This window comes from Hydrogenophaga sp. FG152, assembly GCF_057809615.1.
The window spans coordinates 66570-78952 of sequence record NZ_JBMDKH010000020.1 but is presented as its reverse complement, the minus strand read 5'-3'; the positions used below and the strand labels follow the sequence as shown (position 1 = coordinate 78952).

Below are 12383 nucleotides of genomic sequence, written 5' to 3'. Positions count from 1 at the left end.
GGTGCCTCTCGCTTCAGTGGCTGGGTTGAATGCGGATCAGGAAATTGCCGTAGGGCTCCATCTCGGCGACCTGGCCCGGGCCGACGACGATGGTGGTGTCCGGCCGCTCGACGATGGCGGGGCCAGCGATCGCGTGGCCGGGGCCCACGTCCTCGCTGCGGTAGATGTCGGCGTCCACGAAGTCGGTGCCGAAGAAGTACACCTGGCGCCGGCCACAGGGCTTGTTGGAGCGGCCCGTCCCGTCCACGTGGCGCGGCGTCGGGCGGATGACCGGCGAGGTGGCTTCGACGCGCACCACGGTGAATTCCACGCCCGAGATGCGCAGCGCGGTGTTCTTGCCGTAGATGCGCTCGTACTCGGCCTCGAAGGTGTCGACCAGCGCGTCGACGTCCTTGGCCTGCAGCACGCCGGCCGGGGCCGGGATGCCGATCTCGTGCACCTGCTGGCGAAAGCGCATGCCGATGTAGCGGTGGATGGACACACCTTCGCCGAGCGCGTCTCTCGCGCGGGTTTCGATCTGGTCGAAGCCCCGGTTGAGCACGGCAGGGTCCACGTGGTCTGAGGCCTTCTTGAAGCGCGCCGGCGCGTGTTGCCCGATGGCCAGGGAGAAGGAGCGGTGGCGGTCGCCCGTGACAGTGCCGAAGGCGGAGTGCGCCGGGCCCGTGCTCGGAACCACCACCGTGCCGATACCGGCGACCTCGGCGTACTGGTGCGCGTGCGTGGCGCCCGCGCCGCCATAGGCCATGAGCACGAAATCGCGCGGGTCGTAGCCGGCGCGCAGGGTCACGCGGCGCAGCAGGTCGGCCATCTGGTTGTTGGCCACTTCGCGGATGCCGGCCGCGGCCTGCGCCACCGTCAGCCCCAGCGGCTCGGCGACGTGCTTGCGCACCGCCTCATGCGCGGCAGCCACGTCCAGCTTCATGCGGCCACCCAGGAAGTACTTCGCGTCGATGATGCCCAGCACCACGTCCGCGTCGGTGATGGTGGGCTCCACGCCGCCGCGGCCGTAGCAGGCCGGCCCCGGGGTCGAGCCCGCGCTCTCGGGGCCGACATGCAGGTGGCCGTCGACCACCCGCGCGATCGAGCCGCCGCCAGCGCCGATGGCCGTGACCTTGATCGAAGGCAGCGCCACGTGGAAGCGCCCGACCTCGCGCACGGTTTCCAGCAGCGGCTGCCCGTTCACGATCAGGCCCACGTCGAAGCTGGTGCCGCCCATGTCGGCCGTCAGCACGTTGGGGTAGCCCAGCAGTTCGCCGAGCTTCTGCGACGCGAGCACGCCACCGGCCGGGCCCGAGGTCATGAGGTTGGCGGCTTGGAACGCGGCCTCCGAGGCGGGCAGCACGCCGCCGCCGGACTCCATGATGGAGATCGGGCCGTTGAAGCCGAACTTGCGGATCGAGGCTTCGAGGCCGTTGATGTAGCGGTGGATCACCGGGCCCAGGTAGGCGTTGATCGCCGTCGTCGAGGTGCGCTCGTACTCGCCGATGATGGGCACCAGGCTGGAGGACGCGGTGACGAACATGCCCGGGGCCTCTTCTTCCACCAGGGCCACCAGGCGCTGCTCGTGCGCGGGATTGCGGAAGGACCAGAGCAAGCTGATCGCGATCGCCTCCACGCCCTTGGCGATCAGCGCGCGGATCGACTGGCGGGCCGCCGCCTCGTCGAGCGCCACGATCACGCCGCCCTTGTAGTCGACGCGCTCCACGATGCCCTCGATGAGGTCGCTCGGGATGATGGGCGTGGGGACGTGGCGCTTGGAGAAGTGGGAGATCTCGTGCGAAGGCAGGCCGATCCAGCCGCCCATCGCGCGCTGGATGCGCAGGGTGTCCTCGAAGCCCCGGGTGGCCAGCAGGCCGGTGCGCGCGCCCTTGCGCTCGATGAAGGCGTTGGTCGCGGCCGTCGTCCCATGGGCGAAGTAGCCGAGCTGCTCGATCAGCTGGTCCAGGCTGATGCCGTCGGCCTCGGCCGCGAGCCGCATGGCGTCGATGACGCCTTGCGTGCGGTCGTCCGGGGTGGTCAGCGCCTTGAAGATGCGCACGTCGCCTTCGTCAGAAAGGTAGACAAGGTCGGTGAAGGTGCCGCCGATGTCGGTCCCGATGTAGTTCACGGAATGGTTTCTCCAGATGGGCCGCGGGGTGGCGCGGCAGGGGTCAGTGAATGAATTCGCGATGCGTATTTGAACAGATCAAAAGGATAGACAATAGAACGTTTAGATGTTTATCTGTCAGGGTTTTCCCGAGGCCTTGGGCGTGGGCGAAAAAAAGGGGGCCTGACGGCCCCCTCGATGCGCGCCCCTCTGGGATCAGGCGGCTGCCGCCTGCCCTTGTTTCAGCAGGTCCAGCGCCACGTCGACGATCATGTCTTCCTGCCCCCCGACCATGCGGCGACGGCCGAGCTCGACCAGGATGTCCACCGTCTTCAGGCCGTACTTCGCGGCCGCCGTTTCCGAGTGCCGCAGGAAGCTGCTGTACACGCCGGCGTAGCCCAGCGCGAGCGTTTCGCGGTCCACCCGCACCGGGCGGTCCTGCAGCGGGCGCACGATGTCGTCGGCCGCGTCCATCAGCTTGTACAGGTCGGTGCCGTGGTGCCAGCCCAGGCGCTCTGCGGCGGCGACGAACACCTCCAGCGGCGCGTTGCCCGCGCCCGCCCCCATGCCGGCCAGGCTGGCATCGACACGGTCGCAGCCCTCCTCCACCGCCACGATGCTGTTGGCCACGCCCAGGCTCAGGTTGTGGTGCGCGTGCATGCCGGTCTGGGTTTCGGGCTTCAAGGTGTCCTTGAACGCGCGGAAGCGGTCGCGCACGTCGTTCATGCCCAAGGCGCCACCGGAGTCCACCACGTAGCAGCAGGTCGCGCCGTAGCTCTCCATCAGCCTGGCCTGCTGCGCCAAGCCCTGCGGCGTCTGCATGTGGCTCATCATCAGAAAGCCGACCGCTTCCATACCGAGGTGGCGGGCATATTCGATGTGCTGCCTGCTGACGTCGGCCTCGGTGCAGTGCGTGGCCACTCGCACGATGCGCGCGCCCGCGTCGTAGGCCGCCTTCAGGTCGTGCACGGTGCCGATGCCGGGCAGCAGCAAGGTGGCGATCTTCGCGTGCTTGACCACACTGGCCACGGCCTCGATCCACTCCAGGTCGGTGTGCGCGCCGAAGCCGTAGTTGAAGCTGCCGCCCTGCAGGCCGTCGCCGTGCGCGACTTCGATCGAATCCACTTGGGCCTCGTCCAGCGCCTGGGCGATTTGCCGGGCCTGCGCCACGCTGTATTGGTGGCGGATGGCGTGGCTGCCGTCGCGCAGCGTCACGTCGGAGATGTAGATCTTTTGGCTGGGGTTCATGCGAGCACCTTGCGGGCCAGGGTTTCGGCGGTGCGCAGCGCGGCGCTGGTCATGATGTCGAGGTTGCCGGCGTAGGCCGGCAGGTAGTGCGCGGCGCCCTCCACCTCCAGGAAGATGGAGGTCTTCAGGCCTTCGAGCCCCTCGCCCACGCCGGGAATGCGCAGGCCCTTCACGCGGTCGAACTGCACCTTCTGCTTCAGGCGGTAGCCCGGCACGTAGGCCTGCACGGCCGCGGCCATGCGCTCGACGGACTCGGTGATGGCCGCCTCGTCGGCCTGTTCGCTGAGCGTGTAGACCGTGTCGCGCATGATCAGCGGTGGCTCGGCCGGGTTGAGCACGATGATGGCCTTGCCCTTGGCCGCGCCACCGACCACCTCGATCGCCTTGGAGGTGGTCTCGGTGAACTCGTCGATGTTGGCGCGCGTGCCGGGGCCGGCGCTCTTGCTGGAGATGCTGGCAACGATCTCGGCGTAGTGCACCCGGGCCACGCGCGCGACGGCCGCCACCATCGGAATGGTGGCCTGGCCGCCACAGGTGACCATGTTGACATTGAGCGCATCGAGGTGGGCGTCACCGTTGACGACCGGAATGCAATACGGGCCGATGGCCGCAGGCGTAAGGTCGATCACGCGAATGCCCGGCTTGATCCCGCGCAGGAAGGCATCGTTCTTCACATGGGCCGAGGCGCTGGTGGCGTCGAAGACGACGTCGATGTCGGCGAACTCGGGCATGCGGGTCAGGCCTTCGACGCCGTCGTGCGTGGTCGCCACGCCCATGCGGGCGGCACGCGACAGACCGTCGGAGGCAGGATCGATGCCGACCATGGCGCCCATCTCGATCGCCTCGCCGTGGCGCAGGATCTTGATCATCAGGTCGGTGCCGATGTTGCCGCTGCCGATGATGGCCGCCTTCATCTTGCGCGTCATCGCCGGGCCTCCGCTGCAAACTGGCAGGACACCGACCCCAGGGCGCCCAGGTCCGCATGCACCAGATCGCCCGAGCCGACCGGCACCATGGGACCCAAGGCGCCGGACAGGATGATGGAACCTTCGGCCAGCGTCTCGCCCCGTTCGGCCATGGTGCAGGCGAGCCAGTAGGCCGCGCGCAGCGGATGCCCCAGGCAGGCCGCGCCCGTGCCGATGGACGCGACCTGGCCGTTCTTCGACAGTTGCATGCCGATGTCGCGCAGGGAGATGCCACCCAAGGCCACGGGTTGGTCCCCGAGCACGAACACCCCGCACGAGGCGTTGTCCGCCACCGTGTCCACCAGGGAAATCTTCCAGTCGGCGATCGCGCTGTCGACGACCTCCAGCGCCGGCAGCGCGTAGGCCAGGGACGCCAGGAATTCGCCCCAGGAAGGGCGCTCGCCGCGCAGCTCCCGCCCCACCACGAAGGCCACTTCGGCCTCCACCTTGGGCTGCATTAACCGGCCCGCCGGCAGGGTGTCGCCGTTCAGGTAGGCCATGTCGTCCAGCAGCACGCCGAAGTCCGGCTGGCTCACGCCCAGTTGCTGCTGCACAGCCTTCGAAGTGAGGCCAACCTTCAGGCCGACCACGCGCGCGCCCGCCGCCAGGCAGCGCTGCGTGTTCAGTGACGCGACGGCATAAGCGTCTTCGGCACTGACCACGCCGAACGTCGTCGAGATCGGGGCGATGGGCGCGCGCTCGGTGCGTGCCCGGTGCAGCGCTTCGGCTGCGGCAAGGATGTTCTGTGTTGTCATGGTGTTGCTTTCAAGCCTGTTCGTTGAGGCCGCATTCACGCAGCCAGAGTTGCCATGGCCGCTCGACGGTGCCGGCATTCGCCTCGTCCGCCAGCGCGGCCTCGGCTTCGGTGAGGTAGGTGACGTCCCCGCCCAGCGAGATCGCGTCACGCTGCAGGCGTGCGTTCCATTCCGTGTAGACCGCGCGGTACACGGCGGCCTGCACGGTACCGCCCACCACCACGAAGCCGTGGCCCCGCATCAGCGCGGCGGCGTGGCTGCCGAGCGAACGCGCCAACTCTGCGCCCTGCTCGGCATCGCGCACCAGCATGTCGGTGCAGCCGAAGCGGTGCCCAATGTCGAACACCGGCGCGCCGCCACCGAGGAAGCCGCCCATGTGACATACCGGGCGCAGCCGCACGCTGGAGACCGAGAAGGGAATCACCGAGGGCGAGTGGCTGTGCACGATCGCCTGCACATCGGGCCGGGCGCGGTAGATCGCGCCGTGGATGAAGCGCTCCAGGTAGGGCTTGCGCACATCGCCCCCCACCGGCTCACCCTCCAGATCGAGCTCCATCAGGTCGGCCTCCGTCACCAGCGCGGGCGCCAGCGAGCGGGAGATCAGGAAGCGGTCCGCCCGGTCCGGCAGGCGCGCACTGACGTGGCCGTAGGCATCGAGGATGCCCAGGTGCGCCAGGATGCGGTTCGCCTGCGCGAGCTCGTCCCGTGCAAGCGCCGTCATTCGATGGAGATGCCGAGCCGCTTGACCACCTCGGCGTAGGTGGCGTTGTCACTGGCCGTGCGCGCGCGCATGGCCGCCGGCGAAGACGACTCGGGCTCGATGCCGAGCCGCGCGAACTGCTCCACCACCTCGGGGTCGCGCAGCACCTCGGCCACGTCGTCGGCCATCTTCTGGATGGCGTGCTGCGGAGAACCGCTGCGCGCCACCAGGCCGACCCAGGTGTTCACGTCGTAGCCCATGGGCCCGCCGGCTTCGCCGACCGTGGGCACATCGGGTTGCCGCGCCAGCCGTTTCGGAGCCGCGATGGCGATCAGCTTGAGCTTGCCCGCCTGCACCAGCGGCAGCGTCGAGCCGATCGTCGCCAGCGAGAGGTCCACATCGCCCCCGGCGATGGCCGTGTAGATCTGCTGGCCGTCGCGGAAAGGAATCACGGTCATCTTGATGCCCGTGGCTTTCTCCAGCATGGACACGGCCAGGTGCGGCGGGCTGCCGAGGTAGGGCACGCCCACGTTCAGCTTGCCCGGTGCCGCCTGCGCCGCCGCGATCAGGCTCTTCATGGACTGCAGGGGCCCGGTGGCGGAGGTGACGATGAAGAACGGCGTGTGGAAGACGAAGGAGATGGGAGCGAAGTCCTTCTCCACCGAGTAGTTCACATTGCGCAGCAGATGCGGATTGACCGCCAGGTGCGAGCTGCTGGCCAGCAGCAGGTCGTGGCCGGTGGGCGGCGACGACTTGAGGGCCGCGATCGCGATGACGCCATTGCCGCCCGGCCGGGGCTCGACGATGACCTGCTGGCCCCACTTGGGCGACAGCTTCGAGGCCAGGATGCGCGCCACCACATCGGGGGTGCTGCCACTGGCGAAGGGAACGATGATGCGCACCGGGCGCTCGGGAAAGGCCTGCGCGCGAGCCAGGGGGACCATGGCGGTGGCGCATGCCGCGCCCATGGCGCCAAGCGCCGTTCTGCGATCCATCTGTCTGTCTCCTGTTGTGGGTTTTTGATCGTGTGCCGCATCTTAATGGGTGAATTCATAAACGTCTAGTAGTTTATCCCTATGTACGTTTGATGAGGCAAACGCAGACACTCTCGTTGCCCGCCACCCGGCCGGCTTCACAACATATGGTCCGGAACATCCGTGGCCCCCATTGGAGACTTGAATGCACAGAAAAAATCTTTGGCGCGAACTGCCGCGGCTCGCCGCTGGCGCCGCCCTCGTCGCAGGTGTTTCCGGCGCCTGGGCGCAGGACGGCGTGCAGATCTACGGCCGCGGCAACGTGGGCCTGGACCGCTACGACGCCACCGGCGCCACCGCGGGCCCGGCGATCCACCGCACCCGCCTGTACGACGCGATCTCGCGCCTGGGCTTTCGCGGCACGGAAGACCTGGGCGGCGGCTACAAGGCCGTGTTCCAGATGGAGGCCGGCGTGAACTTCGACACCGGGACCGACCGCGCGCAGGACGGCACGGCCAACACCAACGTGGGTGCTTTCCTGCGCGACACTTTCGTGGGCCTGGACACGCCCGCGGGCCGCGTCACGGCCGGCCGGCAGTCGGTCTACTGGCAGAACGGCGCCATCATTCCCGCGAGCAACTTCTACATCAATGCAGATGTGCCGTTCTTCACTGGCGTGAGCACCGGCCGCCTGCCGCTGCTGATCTCGCGCGTGAACAACTCGATCATGTACACCACGCCCACGCTGGGCGGCGCGAACGCGAGCTTCTCGGTGTCGCCCACCACCAGCCCCGGCCCCGGTTTCGTCGACAGCGAGACCGTCGCGCCCGGCGCGGCGCACGACGCGCGGCTGCATGGCCTGACCGTGCGCTGGCAGGGCGCGCCCTACGCGGCGCAGCTGGACGTCGCGCACAAGCGCACCTCGTCCGACGCGGTGGCCGGCCTGCGCCCGAGTGGCACAGGCCTGAAGGTGATGGCGGGCTGGCGCTACATGCCGGGTGCACAGATCTCGGTCATCGGCGTGCGCGTCGCGCTCAAGGATCTCGCGGTGCCGATGGCGGGTTTCGCGGCGCGGGGCGACGACCTCAGCCAGTTTGGCTGGGGCTTCGCGTGGGAGCACATGATCACGCCCAAGATCCAGCTGCTGGCGTCGGCGGGCGTGCTGCGCGACGCGAAGGGATGCACCTCGGTGGTGGCGGGCGCGGCGGGCCGCGGCTGCAAGGACACGGGGGCCACCTCGTACATGGTCGCGGCCCGGTACCTGTTCTCCAAGCGCACCGCCGTGTACGCCTCACTGAACCAGGTGAAGAACCGCGCGAACGGCACGCTGGACTACACGGGGATGGCGCTCAACGCGGTGCCCAACCTCAGTCCGGGCGCGGACCCGCGCATCATCGCGCTGGGGATCATTCACAACTTCTGATCGTTCATCCGACCAGACCATTCTGCCGTTACCATCCGGGATCCCCTGGCAGGAGCAGCCCTGCAGAACCGCGAAGGACCCTGATGAAGCCACTGAACGACTCACCCCAGGTGAGTTCAAGACCCTTGACGAGCGCCCTGGACATCGGCACGGCCACCTACGTGAAGCTGCTCATGCGCTTTCGCCGAAGGATCGAGTCCGGGGAATGGCCGGTCGACGGGCAGATCCCTTCGCTGGAAGCCTTGGTTGAGGAGACCGGGGTGGCCCGCGCCACGGTGCGGCACGCGCTGAGCTTCCTGGAGAGCGAAGGTCTGATCGGCCGCTACCGGGGCCGCGGCACCTTCGTGCTGCGGCGCCCGGTCAGCGAGGTGTTCTACGACATCCCCACCGACTGGCACACCCTGGTCGACCAGACACCGCAGATCGACATCGAATGGCTCGCCACCGCGACGGTGAACGACGCCATCCCGGTGTCCCACCCGGGTGGCACGCTGGCCCCGGGTGGTTACCAGTACTTCCGGCGGCTGCAGCGTCACAACCAGATCCCCTACTTCCTCGGCATCTCCTACCTGGAGCAGGGCCTCTTCAAGAAGACCGGCAAGAAGCCCTTCAACACGCCGGCGCCGATGCGCGTGCTCCAGAAGCACGCCGGTGACCGGCTCGGACGGGCGGAGCAGACGATCACGGCGACCACCGCCGACCCGGAGATCTCCACGCTGCTGCAGCTGGCCATCCACGCGCCCGTGATGGTGGTCTCGCGCACGGTGTTCGACGTGGACCAGGTGGTGATCTACGAGTCCACGGGCATCTTCAGGGCCGACTTCGTGCGCGTGCGCAACGTGCTTCGGGAGGGGCCGGGCTGAGTCTTCCCGACCCTCAACCGGCCGCATAAGGGGTTTCGGGCACCGGGGTGTGAAAGCTGGCGTTGAGCATGTTCCACGCCCGGATGGCGCCGACGGCGAACGTCAGCTCCGCCACCGCGCCGTCGCTGAAGTGCCGCCGCAGGTCTTCGAAGTCGGCATCGCTCGGTGCCCGTTGTGGCAAGGCATTCACCGCCTCGGCCCACTGGAGCGCGGCGCGCTCGGCGTCGCTGAAGAAGCGCGGCGCCTCGCGCCAACCCGCCACGGCGTTGATGTGCCGTGGGTCCATGCCCTGCTTCACCAGGTCGGCCCAGTGCATGTCGATGCAGAACGCACAGCCATTGATCTGGCTGATGCGAAGGTTCACCAGCTCCTTCAGCCGTTTGTCCAGCGTGGCGCCGGCCACGTGTGAAAGCTGGGCGAGCGCCTTGGCGGCCTTGGGTGCCAGCGTGAAGTAGTCAAGTCGGGGAGAGGACATCGTGAGCTCCTGGGTTGAAAAGGGGATCCTTGTCTTGCTAGACGGGCTTCGGCACCGCTTTGTGACAGACGGTCCAGGCCATGGCCAGTGCCGCGGCCAGCACCCAGACCGCGGCGGCCGGCCAGCCGTGGCGGTCCACCGCGCTGCCGACCAGCACCGGCCCGAGCGCCTGGCCCAGGTTGCTGCCCTGCATCAGCAGCCCCACCGCGAGGGCCGCCTGCGCGGGCGTGGAGGTGACCCGAGGTACCGCGGACAGCAGGCTGGCCGGGATCAGGCCGCCCACGGCCGAGAACACCAGGCACAGGGCAAACGCCATCCCCGGACCCAGCACCGGCAGAAAGATGCCCAGGCCACAGAGGCCCATCGTGATCGCCGCGCAGATGCCCAGCGCCTCACGGCGCACCTTGCGAAGCAGGACGACCGCGCACAGGTTGCCCACGATGTTGGCCGCGCAGGCCACCGCAGCGAGCAGCCCGACGGCACCGGCGCCCACCTGCAGGCGCTGGTACAGCAGCACGGGCAGAAAGCTGAAGAGCGCGAAGAACATCAGGCTGTAGAGCAGGAACGTGGCGGCCATCGCCAGGGGTTCGGAGCGCCAGACCTCGGCGAGTCGGGCCGGGTCGCCCGCGCGGGCAGGCCGTGGACCACGCGGCACCACACCCACCACCAGGACCACGAGCAGACCGGCCGCCAGCGCGGCGGCCCCCCACAGGCTGCGCCAGTCGCCGAACCACGGCCCGGTGAGCATCGCCAGCGCCATGCCGGCTGGCATGAAGCAACTCCACAAGACCAAGGCGGTGCCCTGATCGTCCGCACGCACCCGGCGCGCCAGCACCGTGGGCCCGGCCACCGTGATCAGCAGGAATCCCAGCCCCTCCACCACGCGCGACGCCAGCAGCACACCGAAGCGGTCGGTCGGCACCGCCATCGCCGCACCCAGTGCCGTGGCCAACAGCCCGAGGACCAGCATGCGGTGGTCGCCGGCACGGGCCACCACGGAGCCCGCCACCACGCCGCCCAGTGCGCCCAGCACGGCGAAGGTGGCACCGAGGGCGCCCAGCATGCCCAGGCTGAGGCCCAGATCGGCCTGCAGCTGGGGGGCCGCGATGGCGACCTTGCCCAGGTGAAAGGCCGAGACCACCCCGGCGGCCACCACCACCCACACGGCCCGCCAGTCGGTGCGTGCCGGGTTTGAAGAGGCCCCGCTCACGCCACCGCCATCGGCTGCGACAGCGCCAGCGCCCGGGCCACCCGCGCCACATGGGCCCCCTGGTAGCGGGCCGCTTCGATTTCATTCAGGCTGGGCTGGCGGTCGCCGCCCAACCCGTCATCGGCCAACGTGGCCGCGCCATAAGGCGAGCCACCGGTGACCTCGTCCATGCGCATCTGGCCCTTGAAGCTGTAGGGCAGGCCCACCACCACCAGTCCCAGGTGCATCAGCACGATGTGCGTCGAGAGGATGGTCGACTCCTGCCCGCCGTGCTGGCTGCCCGTGGAGGTGAACACGCTGCCCACCTTGCCCACCAGCGCGTCCCGGGCCCACAGGCCACCGGCCTGATCGAGAAAGTTCTTCATCTGCGCGGCCATGTTGCCAAAGCGGGTGGGCGTGCCCAGCACGATGGCGTCGTACGCGGCGAGCTCCTCCACGGTGGCCACCGGCACGTCGTGCGCCAGCTGGTAGCCGGCCTTGCGCGCCACGGCGTCCGGTACCAGTTCGGGCACGCGCTTGATCACGGCCTGCGCGCCCGCCGTGCGCGCGCCCTCGGCCACGGCGCTGGCCATGGTCGCGATGTGGCCATAGGAAGAGTAATAGAGCACCAGCACTTGGGTCATGACGTGAACACCTCTCATGTGGAAATGGGAGAAGTATGGGTAGCCACATTGATCTGCGGAAGGCCTAAAATTCTGCGCTTCCTGATCTACGGAATCGATCAATGCTGGACGCGCTCACCCTCGATCAGATTCGCATGTTCGTGACCGTGGCCGAGGCCGGCAGCTTTCGGGCCGGTGCCACGCGCCTGCGGCGCGCGCAGTCGGCCGTGAGCCACGCGATCGCCAACCTCGAACACCAGCTCGACGTGAGCCTCTTCGATCGCGGCGGCCACCGGCCCACACTCACGCCGGCCGGCCTGGCCTTGCTGGAAGACGCGCACGCCGTGCTGCTCAAGGTGGACTTCATGCGGGCACGCGCGCGCGGCCTGGGCGAGGGCGTGGAGATCGAGCTGTCGCTGATGGTGGACACGCTCTACCCGCTGCCCGTGGTGGCCGCCGCGCTCAAGGAGGTGCGCGAGACCTGGCCGTCGGTTCGGCTGCGCCTGGCGGTCGCGCCACTGGGTGGTCCGCTGCAAGCGCTGCGCGAGCGGCAGTGCGACCTGGCCATCATGGCCGGCGAAGACTTTCTCGATCCGCGCATCGAGACCGAGGCGCTGCAGCGGGTGCCCATCGTGGCGGTGGCCGCCGCCAGCCATGCGCTGGCCCGGCGCCGCAAGGTGCTCACCAGCGTCGAGCTGGCCGACCACGTGCAGATCGTGCTGGAGGATCCCACACCGCTGTCCGAGGGACGCGACTTCGGTGTGCTGTCGCCCCAGACGCTGCGCGTGGGCACGCAGGACGCCAAGCGGGCCCTGATCCTGGGCGGGGTGGGTTGGGGCCGCCTGCCGAGGTGGGTGATCGAGCGCGAACTGGCCGAGAAGCAACTGGTGCCCCTGGCCGCCACGGCCCTCGGTCCGCAGGGCGTGGCGCACACGCAAACCTACCTGGCCCGCCGCACCGACCGCGCCCTCGGTGTGGCCGCGACGGCCCTGCGCCTCGCCTTGCACCAGCACGCGTCGCTGCCGCAGGCGCGCCAGCGGCGCGTGCGCAATGCCCCGGCTTCAGACCCGACGACGCCCTGA

12 protein-coding genes are annotated in these 12383 nt (G+C 69.0%); 3 read left to right on the top strand and 9 right to left on the bottom strand.

Annotation, left to right across the window (positions count from 1 at the left end):
* Positions 1 to 13: 13 nt before the first annotated feature.
* From ACODTB_RS21595 to ACODTB_RS21570, 6 genes are all read right to left on the bottom strand, one after another.
* Positions 14 to 2107, bottom strand: coding sequence for a hydantoinase/oxoprolinase family protein (locus ACODTB_RS21595; RefSeq protein WP_291114647.1), 2094 nt, complete (start codon positions 2105 to 2107; stop codon positions 14 to 16).
* Positions 2108 to 2302: 195 nt separating this feature from the next.
* Entirely contained in the window at positions 2303 to 3334 is a 1032-nt protein-coding gene (gene dmpG, locus ACODTB_RS21590; protein WP_291114645.1) for a 4-hydroxy-2-oxovalerate aldolase, read from the bottom strand.
* Positions 3331 to 4260, bottom strand: a complete 930-nt coding sequence (locus ACODTB_RS21585; protein ID WP_291114643.1) for an acetaldehyde dehydrogenase (acetylating) — start codon at positions 4258 to 4260, stop codon at positions 3331 to 3333. The genes dmpG and ACODTB_RS21585 overlap by 4 nt, the downstream gene beginning before the upstream one ends.
* Positions 4257 to 5054, bottom strand: coding sequence for a 2-keto-4-pentenoate hydratase (locus tag ACODTB_RS21580; protein ID WP_291114641.1), 798 nt, complete (start codon positions 5052 to 5054; stop codon positions 4257 to 4259). The genes ACODTB_RS21585 and ACODTB_RS21580 overlap by 4 nt, the downstream gene beginning before the upstream one ends.
* Positions 5055 to 5064: 10 nt before the next feature.
* Entirely contained in the window at positions 5065 to 5775 is a 711-nt protein-coding gene (locus ACODTB_RS21575) for a class II aldolase/adducin family protein (RefSeq protein ID WP_291114639.1), read from the bottom strand.
* Positions 5772 to 6749: a Bug family tripartite tricarboxylate transporter substrate binding protein gene (locus tag ACODTB_RS21570; RefSeq protein WP_291114637.1), complete on the bottom strand. Its 978-nt coding sequence runs from the start codon at positions 6747 to 6749 to the stop codon at positions 5772 to 5774. The genes ACODTB_RS21575 and ACODTB_RS21570 overlap by 4 nt, the downstream gene beginning before the upstream one ends.
* 184 nt (positions 6750 to 6933) lie before the next feature.
* On the opposite strand from ACODTB_RS21570, the gene ACODTB_RS21565 reads away from it, so the two are divergent.
* Positions 6934 to 8151 (top strand): porin, encoded by a 1218-nt coding sequence (locus tag ACODTB_RS21565; protein WP_291114635.1) that lies wholly within the window; start codon positions 6934 to 6936, stop codon positions 8149 to 8151.
* Between the two features lie 83 nt (positions 8152 to 8234).
* Positions 8235 to 9014 carry a GntR family transcriptional regulator gene (locus tag ACODTB_RS21560; protein ID WP_291114633.1) on the top strand — a complete coding sequence of 260 codons (780 nt, stop codon included), beginning with the start codon at positions 8235 to 8237 and terminating at the stop codon, positions 9012 to 9014.
* 13 nt (positions 9015 to 9027) lie between these two features.
* Here ACODTB_RS21560 and ACODTB_RS21555 read toward each other — a convergent pair whose 3' ends face one another.
* Genes ACODTB_RS21555 through wrbA form a run of 3 tightly spaced genes read right to left on the bottom strand, consistent with a single transcriptional unit; the run spans position 9028 to position 11322 of the window.
* On the bottom strand, positions 9028 to 9489 hold the full coding sequence (locus ACODTB_RS21555; RefSeq protein WP_291114631.1) for a carboxymuconolactone decarboxylase family protein: 462 nt from the start codon (positions 9487 to 9489) through the stop codon (positions 9028 to 9030).
* 37 nt (positions 9490 to 9526) lie between these two features.
* Entirely contained in the window at positions 9527 to 10699 is a 1173-nt protein-coding gene (locus ACODTB_RS21550) for an MFS transporter (RefSeq protein ID WP_291114629.1), read from the bottom strand.
* Positions 10696 to 11322: an NAD(P)H:quinone oxidoreductase gene (wrbA, locus tag ACODTB_RS21545; protein ID WP_291114627.1), complete on the bottom strand. Its 627-nt coding sequence runs from the start codon at positions 11320 to 11322 to the stop codon at positions 10696 to 10698. Before wrbA ends, ACODTB_RS21550 begins: the two co-directional genes overlap by 4 nt.
* A gap of 101 nt (positions 11323 to 11423) precedes the next feature.
* Between wrbA and ACODTB_RS21540 the strand changes: the two genes are divergently transcribed.
* Entirely contained in the window at positions 11424 to 12383 is a 960-nt protein-coding gene (locus ACODTB_RS21540) for a LysR family transcriptional regulator (RefSeq protein ID WP_291114624.1), read from the top strand.